Below are 16,543 nucleotides of genomic sequence, written 5' to 3' on the forward strand. Positions count from 1 at the left end.
ATTGATGACTACTCCCGCGTGGTCTACAGCGAGATCCACGACGATGAGAAGGCGACACCGCCGTCGGCGTGCTCCAGCGCGCGGTGTCACTGGTTCAGTGCCCGAGGAGTCAGGGTAGAGCGAGTCCTGTCCGACAACGGTGCCGCCTACCGCTCCAAGGCCTGGCAAGCCGTCTGCCGGCAACTGTGGGGCCTTGTCTCTTGTTGTTGGACACGGGGGTTGGTTTACGCGGCGGTTGCCAGCGTAGTGGTTGAGATCTGTTTCTCGTAGGTGGTTGGGGGAAGGTGGCCGCACCCGCCAGACAAGAGCCACTGTCGTCCGGGGAACTGCCGACGTGGGGATAGGGATCAGGCCTCCTGTGCGAGCACGTGCTGGACCGTGGTGTCGATATCCGTGGTTACACGGATGCTCCGATCACCGCGCGGCCCCAACCGCTTCTGCTCGTCCGCCCGGTACAGATCCGTCAGGCTCTCCGCTATGTGTGGCGTGAAGCCGGCCTTCAGCAAAGCGTCCATCCAGCCAGGCTCGGGGATCGTCACGACCTCAAGCGGCTTTCCCAGGGCATTACCCAGTGACTCGGCGACCTGGCGCTCCGTGTACTCCGGCCCCACGATGTCGACGGCCTCACTGGACTGTGCGTCTGCCAGCAGCTCCTGGACCGCGATCCCCGCGATGTCGCGGGTGGCCACCATGGGCAGGGGCGTGTCCGCACTTGAGGCGAATACCGGGAAGATCCCCTCGTGCATAACGGCCCCGAGGACATCCCCGAACTTCTCCTGGAAGTGTCCCGGGCGCAGGGCAGTCAAGACGGTCCCCGTCTGTGCGAGCGCCTGTTCCATGTGGTGCAGGCCCAGAATCGGTCCGGTGCCTTCGCTGAGGTCGGCACCACCGGAGGAAAGCATCACAGTATGGCGAACGCCAGAGTCCTTGACCGCGTTGGAAACTGAATTCGCCACTTCTGTGGCGTACTGCTCCAGGTCCGGCACGGACAGATCGAAGGGCATCATGGCGAAGAAGGCCGCTGCACCGTTCAGGGCCTCGGTAAGCTTCTGGGTGTCACGCAGGTCCAAGACGGCCGCCTCAGCCCCTCGGGAGGTCCAGTCGGCGGCTGCTCCTGGACGACGGACGACAGCACGGACGGGGTGGCCGGAATCGAGTAGGCGGTCAGCAACGACTGAACCGATACGGCCGCTGGCTCCAGAGATGACGTACATGGTTGCTCCTGTTCTGTATGGCTGATTCTCTTCAAGCAAGGTGTGCCGCAGTCGGCATGACTATCGTCTGCAGCACGGTCTGGCCGCTCGGCATCGATCGGCCGGCACCTGTCAACCGGTCCTGCCGGTCACTTAGATTTGGAAAAAATGTTCATGGCGGTTCCGACTCCCAGCCCTATAGCACCCAAGAGCGAGAGAACGGCTCGCACGCTATTTGCGGAGGTCCATTCGTCCAGGTAGACGTGCCAGACTTGGGCCCCTTCAGCAGTCCCCGCTACCACGTCGGCCAGGCGGTTGTTGCGCGGAACGTTGTAGACGATGGTCAGCACCCAGCCCGCCAGATACAGAATGCCTCCGGCAGCGGAGATCCGGTCTCCGACAACCCGATCCTCCTTACGCACGTTGTGCACCACGGTCCACGCGCTGGCGATCGCTGTGCCAAAGAAGAAGGTCGTGAATGGCACCTGCACAGCGGTGCGGTTGAATTTCTGCATGGTCTCGATCGCCTCAGCATCCGGCAACGAACCCAGCCAAGGCATCACCCTGGCCGAAAAATTGGTGTAGACACCCCCGACAACGGCGGATCCCACCGCACCGCATGTAGACACAATGTTGTTCAGTGACATAACTCTCTCTTTCGAAGAATCGGGGCGGCAACCGACGCCAGGCAGCGCTTCTCCGATCGCCGCTTGACTGCCTCCATTCCATCGGCGAGGAGTCCGCAGCTCCATGGGCCGGCGGCTCATCTCCATGCGACATCGGCTCGGACCATCCCTGGATGAGTTGATTCCAAAGGGCTGTGGTGAGTAGTGGTTGAAGGAGATCGGGAGACCAGAAATGGGGGTGCCGGTGATGTCGTCGCACCGGATGCCGGCGGTCAAAGCCCAGGGCACCGGCAGGCCAGCGAGGATGACAATCAGGTACAGGAGCGGACTCCACAACCAGTGTGAGTGGGAGACGCTTGTTGAAGCCGGGCTGTTCCAGGACGTCGAGGAACATGCCGGACTCAACAACGGTGCGGTCAACCCGCAACACCTTGGAATCAACCACTTAGACTCAGACGAATGGATCTGTTGGAGGACTTCCTGGCCCAGCCCCACGCTCGCGACGCGTTCCTACTGCGTGTGGTCATGGGGCGTCCCTGGTCGTTGTCGGTGGAGGATAAGGCGCCGCTATCCATCATCCCCTCCCTTAGCGGCGGGGGGTGGATCACCGCAGACGGATCACGCCCGCACCGATTCGAGGCCGGGGAGGTTCTCGTGGTGCGCTCTCCCACCATCTACACCCTGAGTTCGGACCGGAACCACGGCAGTGGGGTCAGGATCGGGGTCGGCCAGGTCTGCTCAGGCCCAGACGGCCGCGACCTGTCTGAAGAGCTGAGCACCGGGCTCCGTACATGGGGTAATGATCCGTTGGGTGAGGATCAACTGCTTGTAGGCACCTACCGACACCACTCCGAGTTGGGGCGACTGATGCTGCAGTCGCTGCCGCCATGGTTCCTGGTGAGTGCCCCTGACCCTGAACTGGTCAGCCTGTTGAACCGCGAGATCATCCAGGACGGGTTCGCACAGTCCAGTGTCCTGGACAGGCTTCTGGATGTCCTGTTGGTCACCACGCTGCGCGCCTGGATAAACACCGGGACACCGAACCATGCCAGTCTCCTGTCCGCGCCTCGGGACGACGTGGTACGCAGGGCCACGGAGGCGGTGCAGGCGGACCCCTCACGAAAATGGGCAGTGGAGTCGCTTGCAGCTCTAGCGGATGTCTCCCGGGCTTCTCTCACGAGGCGTTTCAATGCCACGCTCGGCGTCTCACCCATGACCTACGTGACCCAGTGGAGGTTGGCATTGGCTGCCGATCTCCTGGATCGCAGCGATGCCACCCTGTCCGCCATCGCCCACCAAGTGGGGTATGCCAGTCCCTTCAGTTTCTCCTCCGCATTCAAGAGCCGATACGGCGTCAGTCCCCGCGACTTCCGCACTGCAGCTGGCACGTCACGCACCCACCAACCACTTCCCGCCGATGTTTCGGAGTGCATGGAGACCTACTCGCCGAGAGATGAGTGCTTCTGAAATGGGTAAACACGAATGGTTAGCATGCTTGCGAATAGCCCTTATGGCCTTCCCTCACGTCAGCATGGCGAGAGTCCCACCGACGAGCAGCGTCAGCCCCACGAGGTAGCGCCTGTTGACAGACTCCCTCAGAACGAGGGAGGAGAAGAGGACGGTGACCAGGACACTCAGCTTGTCGATGGGGACGACCACGCTGGCGGGGCCGTCCTGGAGGGCTCGGTAGTAGCAGAGCCAGGAGGCACACGTCGCAGCCCCGGAGGCGAGGACGAAGCCGAGCTCCCCGCGCGGCACTGTGCGAACCTCGTGGAGCTTCCCAGTGACGGCGACCATCACCCAGGCCATGACAAGAACCACCCCGGTGCGAATCGCGGTGCCGAGATTGGACTCCACCCCCGTGATGCCGGCCTTACCGAGGATCGCGGTGAGCGCGGCGAAGAAGGCTGAGCCGAGCGCATAGAGCAACCAACCTCCGCCGTCACGCACGGCCCGAGGCAGGCCGTGCAGGTCATCGGCGTCGAGCATCAACGATGTCCCGGCGATGATGAGCGCAACCCCGAGCGCCCCGATGAGGCTCATCCTCTCCCCCAGGAGGATGAGGGCGAGCATCACCGTCAGCACCGTGCTCAACTTGTCGATCGGAACCACCTTGCTGACACTGCCGAGCTGGAGCGCCTTGAAATAGCACAGCCAGGAGGCCCCGGTCGCCAGTCCCGAGAGCACCAGCAGCCCAGTGCTACGGGCGTCAAGATGACTCAGGTCGGACTGGGATCCGACGATGAGCACCATGCCCCAGGCGCCCGCCAGCACCACGAAGGTGCGCAGTGCCGTCGCCACGGTCGAGTCGGTGGTGCGGATCCCCTCCTTGGCCAGCACAGCGGTGATGCCGGCAAAAAGCGCTGAGCCGCAGGCGAAGACGATCCACATGAGGTAACCCTAACCCCGTTCAGCGCCACCGCACTGCGGGCACGAGGATCCTCGCCCTCGCGCCCACCGTTGCCCGCTCTTCCCGGTTCAGCGGGTCTTGCGCGGCACGGTGGAGGCCGCCACCCCCAGGACCACCAGGCCGAAGCAGACCAGGTAGGCCAGATATCGGAAGAAATCGTCGGAGGGCTCGCCGGCCTTGGTGAGCTCGGTGACGGCGTCGACCGCCCAGCTCATGGGCAGGGCGTCGCCGACCATCTCCAGGGGGCGCGGCAGCTGGTCGCGGCTGACCAGGAGCCCGCACAGGAACAGCTGGGGTGCGATGATCACCGGCATGAACTGGACGGCCTGGAACTCGGTGCGTGCGAAGGCCGAGACCAGCAGCCCCAGGGACACCCCGACGAAGGCGTCGACCAGGGCGGTGAGCACCACCCACCCCCAGGCGGCAGAGATGTCCACGTCCAGACCCCAGGCGGCCACGGCGCACAGGATGAGGGACTGGATCACGGCGGTCAGTGCGAAGGCGGTGGCGTAGCCGAACAGGAGGTCGGCCCGGTGGATCGGGGTGGTCCACAGCCGCTCCAGGGTGCCACTCACACGCTCGCGCAGCATGGCGACACTGGTGACCAGGAACATGACCGTCGTCGGCAGGATCGCCATCATGGAGACGGCGATGTGGTTGAACAGCAGGTCCGCACCGGGATAGTCGTGGTAGACGAAGTACAGCAGGGTCAGCAGCGCCGCGGGCACGATCGCGATGAGGCCAACCGTGCGCCGGTCGGCGCGCAGCTGGGTGACGATACGACGGGTGGTGGCCAGGTAGGTGCGCAGGTGCATCAGCGCAGCCCTCCCTTCTGCTCGGACTGCTTCTCGGAGTCGGCGATGACGGCCAGGAAGGCGGCGTCCACGGTGTCCGCCCCGGTGCTGGCCAGGAGATCCTTGGCCGTGGTGGTGGCCAGGATGCGGCCCTGGCGCATGAGGAGAACCTGGTCGCAGCGGAAGGCCTCGTCCATGACGTGGCTGGAAACCAGGAGGGTGGCGCCGCGCTCGGCCAGGGCATGGAAGGTGCTCCACAGCTCCTCACGGGTGACCGGGTCCAGGCCGACGGTGGGCTCGTCCATGACGAGCAGGTCGGGGTCGGCCACGAGCGCGCAGGCCAGGCTCACACGCCCGGCCTCGCCGCCGGAGTAGGTGGACACGGGCCGGTCAGCCAGGGAGGCGAGCCCGACGACGTCGAGGACCTCTCCCAGGTCACGGGCCCGACTGCCGGCCAGGGAGGCGAAGTAACGCAGGTTCTGGCGGGCCGTCAGGTCGGTGTAGACGGCCTGGTCCTGGGTGACGTAGCCAACCCGGCCGCGCACTGCGGAAGCGCCTGGGGCGTGCCCGAGGACCTCGATCTGCCCGCGGTAGCGCTGGACGCCGACAACGGTGCGCATGAGGGTGGTCTTGCCGCAGCCCGAGGGGCCGAGCAGGCCGGTGATGGTGCCGGGCGCCAGGTTCAGGTCCAGGCCGTGGAGGATCTCCTTGCGCCCGCGGGTCACGCGCAGGTCCGTCGCGGTGACGGCCGGCGGCGCCGAGGCGGCGGACGACGTGATGTCTTGACTGGAGTCGTGCGATCGGTTGTTGGTCCTCGACTCCCGGGGCGCATCTCCTTCATCACTTTTCATCATGTGATGAATATAGGTCGACGACGACCCCCTGTCCAGAGGTGGACTCAGGTGACGTCAGGCAGGCTCGGCGACGTCGGGCAGGTCGTCGAAGGCGTAGCGCTGGATGGTGGGGCCGACAAGTGCAGCAGCCGCCTCGACGTCGAGGCCGGCGATGTGGTCCATGCGGGCGACCCAGCGGGCCAGGCCGAAACCGATGATCTGGCTGGCGATGAGCTGGGCGCGCAGCTGGGGGCGATCGGGGCAGAAGTGAGTGACGATCGGCGAGAGGATCCCGGTGGCGATGAAGTCGCGGAAGGGCTCGATGTCGCTCCCCTGACCGAGCGCGGCATGGATGACCGCCGTGAAGCGGTCCGCGCCCGCGTCGTCCCACAAGCCGATGAAGGCGCGCACGATCCCCTCCCCCACTTGCTCGGGCTCAAGCTGGGTGATGGAGGCCGCCCGGTGCATGAGGTTGGCGTCGACCCCGGCGGTCGACTCGATGACGGCCTTGGCGAAGAGCGTGGCCCGGTCCGGGAAGTAGTGGTGGACCAGGGCCGGGTCGACGCCGGCGTCGCGCGCGATACCGCGCAGGGAGGTCTGGTAGCCGTCGCGGGCGAAGGCGGTGCGGGCCGCCGCCAGGATGGCCTCACGCGCGTCCGGGCTGCCCGCCGGACGCCGACCCCGCGGGCTCATCGCTCACTCGTCTCACTCATGGTCAGAGCATGCCCGCATGCCGCTCCGTTGGGAAGCAGCCGCGCTGCGCCCCCTACGCGCCGCGCGACCCTCCGCACGCAGGCAGGCGACGCCGCCCTCAAGGCTCCTGGGGTCTGCTGCCTGCACGCCCTACCTGATGTAGTCGACCAGCCATTCGCGTACGTTCTGAAGGACAGAATCCTCCACAGCTCCGATCTTCTTGGTGAGACGCTGACGTGAGATCGTGCGAACCTGCTCAGTCATGGCAAACGACCGTTGTTTCATTCCGGCTCCCGCATTGAGCTCCACGTGATTCGGCCAGCCCCGATCCTTCATTGTCACAGGGACCGCAATGACAAGCGTCGTCACCGCTGTATGCAATCGTTCATTGGACACAACGAGAACCGGACGGCGCCCGGATTGCTCTCGCCCGACAGCAGGATCGGGAAGTGCCCACCACACATCGCCCACGTCAACCGAGGCCGCTAGCCCCATGCTTCCGACTCCCACTCACGGAACTCTTTGACGTAGACCTCGTCCGGCGGATTTACCTCCATCGCACGCCGCACCTCGACGAAGCGCCGCTCACGTGCCGCCTCCTCAAGCAGCTCTTTGAGTGCGGCATCCATGGTCACTCCGCGCTCTGATTGCCAGGGCCCGCAAGCCGTCCCGCGTGCTGCGCTCCACCTTGATCGTCGTCATGCTACTCATACTCACAGTATGTATGTCAGTCATACTCATGTGAAGACGGCTCACTCCATCCCCGATCAGGCCGCGAGCCTCACAGAACCATCGACGTCGACACCATGGATGGGCCGGTTCAGCCCCGTGACCGTTGCTCACATCCCGCCATGCGAGCTGACACCGTTTGTTCTCTGCTCACCATGGCCACCCCCTGGGGCTGGGCATCGGTCGGAGTGTCCATCTGCGGTGGATCTGTGCAACCTGACCTCGTAGGATTCCAGCAACCATCACACAGCCACAACACCTCTACCGAGGGGCCGACGCAGGCCATTAGGAGAGCAGAGGAGTTGCCCGTCCCCATCGAGAGGCGGGCGGACCGCTCACAATTCGCAACGGGCTCGAGCGTCTCACTCCCACAGGCCGCTGGCGTGGGCGAGGACCGCCAGGGCGACGGGGCCGGCTGAGGCGGTGCGCATGACATGGGGACCCAGACGCACCGTCATCGCTCCGGCCGCCTCCAGAACAGCAGTCTCCTCGGGGCTGATACCGCCCTCCGGCCCCACGACGACGGCCAGCACCGGTGGCACCTCTTCGGGCGCGGGCAGACCCAGCGACTCCATCGCGGTACTGATCGCAGTCCCGGCCTCCTCGTGCAGAACCAGCACCACTCCCCCACCGCGAACCGTCCGTCCCACCCAGTCGGCCAGCCTCCGCGTGTCCCGAGCCTCCCCGATCTCGGGCACGCGAGCCCTCCGGGCCTGCTTGGCGGCCTGGAGGGCGGTCGCCTGCCAACGCTGGCGCCCCTTGGCCTGCTTGGCCCCCTGCCACACGGACACGCAGCGCTCGGACTGCCAGGGCAGAACCAGCTCCACCCCGACCTCGGTGGCGGTCTCAACGGCCTGCTCATCGCGCCCACCCTTGGCCAGGGCCTGGACGAGGGTCAGTCGCAGCGGCGGCGCCGGCTCCTCGATCCGCTCCAGGACCCTCGCAGCCAAACGATCCCTGGCACCGCCGACGCCGGCCCCAGTCACCTCGCACACCAGACGCAGTCCGGCCCCATCAACGAGGTCCACACGCTCCTGCATACGCAGACGCTTGACGGTCACGGCATGGCGGGCCTCGGGACCGGTGAGCATGAGGATGGTTCCGGGCGTCGCCGATGCGGCGGCGTCGGCGGGCTCAATGGTCTCGGACGTGAAGACGAAGACGGGCGCGGTCACGCCCCAAGCCTACGGGCGACGTCGAACCGGCGGTCGCCGGTGATGCTAGCGTCTCAGGACATGACCGAGCACACGACCGAGTCCCTCGAGCCCGCCAAGCCCTCTGCTGCCTCCCACTCCCCGCAATCCTCCTCCGCCGTCTCGGCACCCGCCTACGCCGCCGCCGTCACAGTGGAGGACTTCCACCGCAACCTGGCCGCCGTCCGTGCCCGGATCGACGCCGCAGCAGAGCGCGCCGGCCGCAGCGCCGCCAAGATCCGCCTGCTGCCGGTCTCCAAGACCGTCCCCGAGGAACGCCTGCGCACCGCCTTCGCCGCGGGCATCACCCAGATGGGTGAGAACAAGGTCCAGGAGGCCCAGCGCAAGAGCGAGAACCTGGCGGATCTGGGCATCTCCTGGTCAGTCATCGGCCACCTGCAGACGAACAAGGCAAAGAACGTGGCGGCCTTCGCCGACGAGTTCCAGGCCCTGGACTCCCTGCGCCTGGCCGAGGCCCTCGACCGGCGCCTCCAGGCGGCCGGGCGCGGCCTGGACGTCTACGTGCAGGTCAACTCCTCGGGTGAGCCCAGCAAGTTCGGACTGGAGCCGGACGACGTCGCCGACTTCCTCGCAGCGCTGCCGGGTTACTCCTCACTGCGGGTGCGCGGGCTCATGACCCTGGCCGCCAACACCGACGACGCTGCGCGCGTGCGCGAGTGCTTCCGCATCATGCGTCGGTTGCGCGACACCGCCCTCCAGGCGGGCACCATCGGCGACGGGCTGCTGTCGATGGGGATGAGTGGGGACTTCGAGGCCGCCATCGAGGGCGGCTCCACCTGCGTGCGGGTGGGTCAGGCGATCTTCGGGGCCCGGTCCACCCCGGACTCCCACTACTGGCCCGAGTCCCCTCAGGCCAAGTAGCCGCGAGCGAGAAGCCGGGCAGCGGGCCGCAGACCGCGGGCCACTTCGTCAGCGCCCGGAAAAGCGCTCCTTGAGCTTGCCCATCACGCTCGAGTCGCGCACGGGCTCGACATCGTCCTCCCCGCGCAGGCGGGCCAGCTCAGCCAGCAACTTGCGCTGGCGGTCGTCCAGGTGCGTGGGGGTCTCCACGACGATGGACACGTGCAGATCTCCACGACCCTTGCGGCGCAGCCGCCCCACGCCCAGGCCGTCGAGCACGACCTCGTCCCCGGGCTGGCTACCTGCCTTGACGGTGACGTGCTGCTCTCCGTCAAGGGTCTGCAGCGGGAAGACGGCGCCCAGGGCGGCCGCGGTCATGGGGACGCGCAGCTCGGTGTAGAGGTCATCGCCGTCGCGCTCGAGGAACTCGTGCGGCTTCTCGTGGATCTCCAGGTAGAGGTCACCGTTGGGGCCTCCGGCCGGGCCGGCCTCACCACGCCCCGACATGCGGATACGGGTGCCGGAGGACACTCCGGCGGGGATGGAGACCTCCAAGTCCTGACGTACGCGGGTGCGGCCCTCGCCGGAGCAGTCCTTGCAGGGGGTGACGATGTTGGTGCCGTAGCCCTGGCAGCCCGGGCACGGCGAGGAGGTCATCACCTGTCCCAGCAGTGTGCGGGTCATGCGCTGAACACTGCCGACACCGTTGCAGTGAGAGCAGGTGACGGGACTGGTGCCAGGGGCGCAGCACGACCCCCCGCAGGTGGAGCAGGTGACGTAGGTGTCGATCGGGATGGAGCGGGTCGCCCCGAAGGCGACCTCGGAGAGCTCCACATCCACGGCCACGAGCGAGTCCTGGCCGCGCCGGGCCCGAGAGGCCGGTCCGCGGGAGGCCGCTCCCCCACCGAAGAAGGACTGGAAGATACCACCCAGGTCGCCGAAGTCGGCGCCGGGGAACCCTCCGCCGAATCCTGCCCCGCCACGCACCGCGTCCTCCCCGCCCAGGTCGTACATCTGGCGCTTGTCGGCGTCGGAAAGGACCTCGTAGGCGGTGGAGACCTCCTTGAACTCCTCCTCGTGACCGGGACCGGCGACGTCGGGGTGCAGCTGGCGGGCCTTCTTGCGGTAGGCCTTCTTGATCTCCTCGGGGCTGGCGTCGCGGCTGACGCCGAGGACCTCGTAGTAGTTGCTCACTGCGTTCTTCCTTTACGGCTACGACTTTTACGGTGGCTGTCTGGTGATGTGCTTGACTGAATCGCCCTGGGACCGGCCTGGGCCGGTTGGTTCTCACGTCTCCGGTGGGGACAGGAACCTGGACAGGTAGCGGGCCACGGCCCGCACGGCGGTCATAGTGGCCGGGTAGTCCATGCGGGTGGGACCGATGACCCCGAGGTGGGCGACGGCCTCACCGGTTCCCGGCCCGTAGGTGGCGGTGACGACGGAGGCCTCGGCCAGGGCATCGTCGTTGTTCTCCGAGCCGATGCTCACGCGCATTCGGTCCTCGCCGGTCGGGGCGTCGTCGGCAGTGAACAGGCGCAGCAGGACGACCTGCTCCTCGATGGCGTCCAAGAGAGGGCCCAGGGAGGAGAAGTCCGGCGTGGAACGAGCCAGGTTGGCGGTGCCGGCGACGACGAGCCGTTCCTCCGCGTCGGGGCGCAGCGCGGCGATGAGCTCGTCGACCACGGCCTCGAGCAGGAGCCCCTCGTCGGCGGGAGCCTGCTCGGCCAGGGCAGCCAGGACGGGGGCGATGTCGGCTGCGCGGCGCCCCACAAGAGCCCCGTTGAGGCGGGTACGCAGGCGCTCCAGGGCGAGGGGGTCGACGACCTCGGAAATGTCGAAGCCGGCTTCGCGACGGCCGCCCGAGCCGACCCGTGGCCTGAGGGTCACGGTGCGCTGATCGACGCGACCGGTGTCGGTGATGATGACCAGCAGGACGCGCTCAGGTCCCAGGGCCACGAGCTCAAGGTGCTGGAGGGCCGCGTACCGGAGGCTGGGGTACTCCACGACGGCGAGCTGGCCGGTCAGCTGGGCCAGGGCCCTCACGGTTCGGGCCACGACCTGCTCCAGGTCGACCGCTCCGGACAGCAGCGCGGTGATGGCGGCGCGCTCGGGGGCGGACAAGGGCTTGATGCGGGCGACCTCGTCGACGAAGAGACGATAGCCCTTCTGAGTAGGCACGCGTCCGGCCGACGTGTGCGGCTGGTGGATGTAGCCCTCGTCCTCCAGAGCCGCCATGTCATTGCGGATAGTCGCCGGCGATACACCCAGGCGGTAACGTTCCACGAGGGCCTTGGAACCCACAGGTTCACGCGTGCGCACGTAGTCGGTGACGATGGCGGACAGGACCCTGAGCCGTCGGTCGTTGGCCATGGTTCCTCCTCCCCTCGTCCGTACCAGAACACGATCACAGTGGCACTGATGGGTCGCCGCCCGCACACTGGTGCGCGCCAGCAAGCGATTAGCACTCACCCCACGTGAGTGCCATCCTACGCCGTGGTCCGGCGGGTCCAACGCCTCCGGGCCGTGAGTTTCCCCTACCGTGCCGAGGGTGAACACGCCCGCCCCGTACCGCTCCCCCGTTCCCGGCTCGACCGCCGCCCGCCGCGCAGCCTTAAGAGCGCGTGCCGAGGCCGAGCAGAAGCAGCAGGCACAAGGCGTCCCGGCCGGCTCGCGCTCCCGCGCGGCTCGCGGTGCGGCTGCGAACAAAACTGCTGCCCGCAGGCCGTCGTCGAGCGACCGCTACGGCGGGGACGTCCTGTCGGTGAACCCGCACCGAACGGGTCCCGGCGCCGTTCGCCCCGAGTCGGTGCACGTGCCGGTGACACCGGGCCTGGTGGTTGAGGACCGGCAGACCGGGTTCGTCGGCGCCGCAGTGGCGGTGGAGAAGTCAGGTGGTCAGCACGTCGTGGTCCTGGAGGACCGCCACGGCACGCGACGCGGTTTCACTCTGGGGCCGGGGTTCTGGATCGAGGGCCGCCCCGTCATCCTGGACCCGCCTGTGGCCCCCAGGCGCAGGCCCACAGGTCCGGTGAGCGCCGCCGGGAGGCGGTTGACGGCGTCGGGCTCCTACGCCGTCGAGGGCGAGCGGGCCAAGGTGGCGCGTGCCTCACGCATCTGGGTGGAGGGCAAGCACGACGCCGAGCTGGTGGAGAAGGTCTGGGGTGACGACCTGCGTCACGAGGGCGTCGTGGTCCTCATGCTCGACGGCGTCGACAACCTCGAGGAGGTCATGGCCGAGTTCGGCCCGGGCCCCCAGCGGCGGGCCGGGGTCCTCGTGGACCATCTGGTGGCCGGATCCAAGGAGTCCCGGATCGCCCAGCGGGTGGCTGAGATGCCCGGCGGGGAGAACGTGCTGGTCCTGGGGCACCCGTACGTGGACGTGTGGCAGGCGGTCAAGCCGGCCCGAGTGGGTCTGGAGCGCTGGCCGGACGTCCCGCGGGGCACCGACATCAAGCGCGGCACCCTGAAGGCTCTGGGCTGGCCGCACGCCACGCAGGCCGACGTCGCTCGCGGATGGCAGCGCATCCTGGCGACCGTGCGCTCCTACAAGGACCTCGAGCCAAGCCTGCTGGGGCGGATGGAGGAGCTCATCGACTTCATCACCGCCCCGGGTACGCACTGAGCCCCACCTCCTGCCAATGGGGCAGGACGACGGGGCTCAGCACGGCCGGGGCCAGTTGTAGGGCCTCAGTCCTCAGCGCCCTCGGACTGGTCGGCCAGGGCCAGACGGCGGGACTTAGACAGCAGGCGGGCATCGAGCCCCAGCAGTCCCACGGTGAGCGCCCCGCCCGCGACCTTCCACAGGGCGCCTGGGGCGATGAAGAGCAGGACCATGGCTGCGATGACCGGCACCAGGTGCTTCATGGCGCGGCCCACGTAGCCGCCGAAGCTGGGCATCTCGACGCCGTCGGACTCGGCCACGGACTTGACCATGAAGTTCGGACCGTTGCCGATGTAGGTGATGGCGCCGCACAGGACCGCCCCCAGGGAGATGGACACGAGGTGGAGCTCGGGAACCCCGGCCACGGTGCCCCCACCGGGGTGTGCGACCTGTCCGGCCATCTCGAAGAAGGTGGCGTAGGTGGGGGCGTTGTCCAGGACGGAGGAGAGCCCGCCGGTGAAGACGAAGAAGGTGACCTCGTTGAGCGGCAGCGAGCCGGCCACCTCGTCGAGGTAGTGCAGGGCCGGGATCATGGTGAGGAAGATGCCGATGAACAAGATGGCGACCTCGGCGATGGGGTCCCAGGTGAACTGGTTGTCCTTGAAGCGGACCTCGCGGCTTCCTAGGAAGTAGGAGCCGGCTGCGGCGGCGAGCATGATGATCTCGCGCACCGGGATCCAGTCGCCCGGGGCGGCGTGGCCGGCCTCAATGGCGTGGACGTCGACGGAGGGCGCGAAGGCGACGGCGGCGATGATGGCGGCGAAGAAGACGAAGTTGAGCGAGCCCTTGAGGCCGAGGGGCTCGATCGCGGTGTCGTCGTCATGGACGGCCTTGGCCGGCTCCTGGGAGTAGTAGTAGGAGTCCAGCGCGAAGTAGCTCACCAACAGCATGGCGTTGACGAAGAGGTACTCGCGCAGCAGGTTGAAGGTCCAGGTGAAGGGAACGCCACGCAGGAAGCCCAGGAACAGGGGTGGGTCACCCAGGGGCGTGAGCAGTCCTCCGCAGTTGGCGACGATGAAGATCGTGTAGAGCACCGTGTGCACCCGGTAGCGGCGCTCCTTGTTGGTGGCCAGCAGGGGCCGGATGAGGAGCATGGCGGCGCCGGTGGTACCCACGAAGGAGGCGATGACACCGCCAATGGCCAGGAAGATCGTGTTGTTGCGGGGCGTGGCACGAATATCGCCCTTGAGGAAGATGCCCCCGGAGACGACGAACAGGGCCAGCAGCAGGGTGATGAACTGGAAGTACTCGACCACGGAGGCGAAGACGACCTCCCAGCCGCCGAGACCCCACATCCAGGCGGCCACCGGCACGCCCAGGCTCACGGCGACAATCAACTGGCTGGAGTGCTTCTCCCACCAGTGCGCCGTGGCCGGGATCAGCGGTAGGACGGCGATACAGGCGAGCATGCCCGCAAAGGGCAGAACGGACCACCACTCAAGATGCACGGAGACTTCCTCACAGGATCGGGACTGTTCACGTCACCATACCGCCCCATGCGACAGTTTCTCCGATGAGGCCTTATGGTCTCTCGTGCTGAGACCGATCAGCGGGCCGACGACGGAGCGAGGTGCCGGCAGACTCAGATCCAGCCGGCCAGCACGTTTCGGGCCTGCTCAGCCAGGGTGGCGATGGCGCCGTCGGAATCGTTACCCCAGGGGATGTAGTGGAAGCTGCCGCCCCCGGCAGTGGTGAAGGTCTCGCGGTTGAGCTGGTTGATCTCCTCAAGAGTCTCCAGGCAGTCGGAGAAGAAGCCGGGACAGATGACATCGAGGCGCGGGCAGCCGGCGCGCCCAAGCTCGCCGACCGCATCGATAGTGGCCGGTCCGATCCAGGCGGCGGGTCCGAAGACGGACTGAAAGGTGAGCTGGGCGAGCCCGTCGGGCAGGTTGAGCTGCTGCGAGAGGAGCTCAACAGTGCGCTCGCACTCGGCTCGGTAGGGGTCCCCGGCGTCGTGCATGGCCTGGGGGATGGAGTGAAAGGACAGCAGCAGGCGCTCGCCGACAGCCGGGTCAGGGCGACCGTGAACCCGCCAGTGCTGTTCCAGGGCGGTGGCGAGAGCCTCAATGTAGGCCGGGGCGGTCTCGAAGGACCGGACGGTGCGCAGCTCGGGCTGGTCGCGGGAGGCCAGGATGAATCGGGCCGCCTCATCGACGACGGTGCCGGCTGACGAGGCTGCGTACTGCGGGTAGAGCGGGAAGAGGGCGATCCGGCGGCAACCTGCCTCCATGAGCTCGCCCATGACATGCCGCAGGGCCGGCTGCCCATAGCGCATGGCGATCCGGACCTGGACCGACTCGCCGAGCTCCTGCTGGAGGAGCTCACCCTGACGCTCACTGTGGTGCATGAGCGGGGAGCCGGAACGGCTGGTCTCCTCACCCGGGCGCCAGACGGTGGCGTACTTCGCAGCCGAGGCCCTGGGACGCACCCGAAGGATGATGCCTTCCAGGACGGGGCGCCACAGGAGGGGGTGCATCTCGACGACGCGGCGGTCGGAGAGGAACTCCCGCAGGAAGGAGCGGACGGCTCTGGAAGTGGCGGCGGCCGGGGTGCCGAGGTTCGCCAGGATGAGGGCGGGGCGGTCGTCCGCTTCACGCGGGTCGGGGGCGGCAGGGCTCGAGGGCACGGAAGTCCTTGCGACGGGCAGGGTGGTGATTGGGAATGACGACGTCGATCGGGGTCGGCCTCACTCTAGCCGAGCGGGGATGCCCTCCGGATCACAACAAGTCTGCGCCCCGCAGGCCAAAGCATGCGGGGCTCAGACGGAGGGCAGCAACAGGGACGACCGAGCAGGTCAGCGAACGACGTCGTAACCCTGGATGCGCACGTAGGAATAAGCGGTGAGGAGCACCGCCAGCGGGATCGTCACAAGCCAGCCGATGATCGTGATTCCGCCCAGGAGGTAAAGGCCGACGCCAGTCAGGGCGAAGGGGAGGAGCTCACCGACGTGGGTGGACAGAATCCTCCAGGACGCTTTCATGCCCTCGATACCATCCACACCCTTGTCCACGGTGAAGTAGACGGAGTAGGAGAGCAGAAAGGCCACGATGATGCCCGGAACAATACATAGAATCAGGCCGACGGACGTTGCAATCGCAGTCAGAAGACCTGCCAGAAAACTCGCCCCGAAGTTCGGAAAGGAGAAAAGGTCGTTCCAGTTCAGAGGCCGCCCGGTGACCACCTTGAGCGACATGTTGGTAGTCACCAGACCGGCGAACAGACGGATGATGAAGGAGAAGTAGTTCCCGAAGGGGATTCTCAGGCTGTAACCGTACTCGTGCCCGTTGAGCTCGGTTCTCGCATCAATTCCAAGGTTGGACAGAATGGTCCACAGGCCGATACCAACGATGAGGATGAGGGCATTGTCCTTGAGCTTCGACCAGGCCCAGGACAGACCGTCACCAACGCTCATCGGCACGCCTCCCATGGCACCTCCCGGGTAGGGGGGCACTCCTCCCCCGGTGCCCATTCCGGGCTGAGGCACGTAGCCGGGTGGCGGGCCGTACGCCGAACCGCCTCCGTCCTGGGAGCCGTAGCCGGATTGGGAACC

The 16,543-nt window shown here is 67.0% G+C and carries 17 protein-coding genes and 1 pseudogene; 4 read left to right on the forward strand and 14 right to left on the reverse strand.

Annotated elements, in window-relative coordinates; translation table 11 throughout:
- Window positions 1–186: pseudogene (locus tag RWR81_RS06535) on the forward strand (DDE-type integrase/transposase/recombinase); the annotation flags it as partial.
- A 161-nt stretch (window positions 187–347) separates the two neighbouring features.
- Here RWR81_RS06535 and RWR81_RS06540 read toward each other — a convergent pair.
- Complete coding sequence (locus RWR81_RS06540) at window positions 348–1,214, reverse strand: NAD(P)H-binding protein (RefSeq protein WP_314456079.1); 867 nt, start codon at window positions 1,212–1,214, stop codon at window positions 348–350.
- Window positions 1,215–1,342: 128 nt separating this feature from the next.
- On the reverse strand, window positions 1,343–1,840 hold the full coding sequence (locus RWR81_RS06545; RefSeq protein ID WP_314456081.1) for an anthrone oxygenase family protein: 498 nt from the start codon (window positions 1,838–1,840) through the stop codon (window positions 1,343–1,345).
- A gap of 438 nt (window positions 1,841–2,278) precedes the next feature.
- On the opposite strand from RWR81_RS06545, the gene RWR81_RS06550 reads away from it, so the two are divergent.
- Window positions 2,279–3,286 carry an AraC family transcriptional regulator gene (locus RWR81_RS06550; protein ID WP_314456083.1) on the forward strand — a complete coding sequence of 336 codons (1,008 nt, stop codon included), beginning with the start codon at window positions 2,279–2,281 and terminating at the stop codon, window positions 3,284–3,286.
- Window positions 3,287–3,340: 54 nt separating this feature from the next.
- On the opposite strand, the gene RWR81_RS06555 is transcribed toward RWR81_RS06550, so the two are convergent.
- The 7 genes from RWR81_RS06555 to RWR81_RS06585 all read right to left on the reverse strand — a co-directional run bounded on the left by RWR81_RS06555 (window position 3,341) and on the right by RWR81_RS06585 (window position 8,453).
- Window positions 3,341–4,210, reverse strand: coding sequence for an EamA family transporter (locus tag RWR81_RS06555; protein WP_314456086.1), 870 nt, complete (start codon window positions 4,208–4,210; stop codon window positions 3,341–3,343).
- An 87-nt stretch (window positions 4,211–4,297) separates the two neighbouring features.
- Window positions 4,298–5,044 (reverse strand): ABC transporter permease, encoded by a 747-nt coding sequence (locus RWR81_RS06560; protein WP_314456088.1) that lies wholly within the window; start codon window positions 5,042–5,044, stop codon window positions 4,298–4,300.
- On the reverse strand, window positions 5,044–5,877 hold the full coding sequence (locus tag RWR81_RS06565) for an ABC transporter ATP-binding protein (protein WP_314456090.1): 834 nt from the start codon (window positions 5,875–5,877) through the stop codon (window positions 5,044–5,046). The genes RWR81_RS06560 and RWR81_RS06565 overlap by 1 nt, the downstream gene beginning before the upstream one ends.
- A gap of 54 nt (window positions 5,878–5,931) precedes the next feature.
- Window positions 5,932–6,549, reverse strand: coding sequence for a TetR family transcriptional regulator (locus tag RWR81_RS06570; RefSeq protein ID WP_314456092.1), 618 nt, complete (start codon window positions 6,547–6,549; stop codon window positions 5,932–5,934).
- Between the two features lie 150 nt (window positions 6,550–6,699).
- Window positions 6,700–7,044: a type II toxin-antitoxin system PemK/MazF family toxin gene (locus tag RWR81_RS06575; RefSeq protein ID WP_314456093.1), complete on the reverse strand. Its 345-nt coding sequence runs from the start codon at window positions 7,042–7,044 to the stop codon at window positions 6,700–6,702.
- The gene (locus tag RWR81_RS06580; protein WP_314456095.1) at window positions 7,035–7,178 is read right to left on the reverse strand and encodes a hypothetical protein; all 144 of its coding nucleotides are present in this window, start codon (window positions 7,176–7,178) and stop codon (window positions 7,035–7,037) included. Before RWR81_RS06580 ends, RWR81_RS06575 begins: the two co-directional genes overlap by 10 nt.
- 462 nt (window positions 7,179–7,640) lie before the next feature.
- Entirely contained in the window at window positions 7,641–8,453 is an 813-nt protein-coding gene (locus RWR81_RS06585; RefSeq protein WP_314456097.1) for a 16S rRNA (uracil(1498)-N(3))-methyltransferase, read from the reverse strand.
- A gap of 60 nt (window positions 8,454–8,513) precedes the next feature.
- Between RWR81_RS06585 and RWR81_RS06590 the strand changes: the two genes are divergently transcribed.
- The gene (locus RWR81_RS06590) at window positions 8,514–9,353 is read left to right on the forward strand and encodes a YggS family pyridoxal phosphate-dependent enzyme (RefSeq protein WP_314456099.1); all 840 of its coding nucleotides are present in this window, start codon (window positions 8,514–8,516) and stop codon (window positions 9,351–9,353) included.
- 48 nt (window positions 9,354–9,401) lie between these two features.
- On the opposite strand, the gene dnaJ is transcribed toward RWR81_RS06590, so the two are convergent.
- A complete protein-coding gene (dnaJ, locus tag RWR81_RS06595; protein ID WP_314456101.1) occupies window positions 9,402–10,526 on the reverse strand; it encodes a molecular chaperone DnaJ in 1,125 nt (374 codons plus the stop codon).
- A gap of 93 nt (window positions 10,527–10,619) precedes the next feature.
- Entirely contained in the window at window positions 10,620–11,702 is a 1,083-nt protein-coding gene (gene hrcA, locus RWR81_RS06600; protein ID WP_314456103.1) for a heat-inducible transcriptional repressor HrcA, read from the reverse strand.
- A gap of 178 nt (window positions 11,703–11,880) precedes the next feature.
- Here hrcA and RWR81_RS06605 point away from each other — a divergent pair, with 178 nt between their 5' ends.
- The gene (locus tag RWR81_RS06605) at window positions 11,881–12,954 is read left to right on the forward strand and encodes a DUF3097 domain-containing protein (protein WP_399498138.1); all 1,074 of its coding nucleotides are present in this window, start codon (window positions 11,881–11,883) and stop codon (window positions 12,952–12,954) included.
- 65 nt (window positions 12,955–13,019) lie between these two features.
- Here the strand turns inward: RWR81_RS06605 and RWR81_RS06610 are convergent, their stop codons facing one another.
- From RWR81_RS06610 to RWR81_RS06620, 3 genes are all read right to left on the reverse strand, one after another.
- The gene (locus RWR81_RS06610) at window positions 13,020–14,441 is read right to left on the reverse strand and encodes a sodium:proton antiporter (protein ID WP_314456106.1); all 1,422 of its coding nucleotides are present in this window, start codon (window positions 14,439–14,441) and stop codon (window positions 13,020–13,022) included.
- 134 nt (window positions 14,442–14,575) lie between these two features.
- The gene (gene hemH / locus RWR81_RS06615; RefSeq protein WP_314456108.1) at window positions 14,576–15,619 is read right to left on the reverse strand and encodes a ferrochelatase; all 1,044 of its coding nucleotides are present in this window, start codon (window positions 15,617–15,619) and stop codon (window positions 14,576–14,578) included.
- 168 nt (window positions 15,620–15,787) lie between these two features.
- Complete coding sequence (locus RWR81_RS06620) at window positions 15,788–16,405, reverse strand: hypothetical protein (RefSeq protein ID WP_314456110.1); 618 nt, start codon at window positions 16,403–16,405, stop codon at window positions 15,788–15,790.
- Window positions 16,406–16,543: the final 138 nt, after the last annotated feature.

Origin of the sequence: uncultured Actinomyces sp. (genome assembly GCF_963526355.1) — a bacterium.
Classification (GTDB): Bacteria; Actinomycetota; Actinomycetes; order Actinomycetales; family Actinomycetaceae; genus Actinomyces.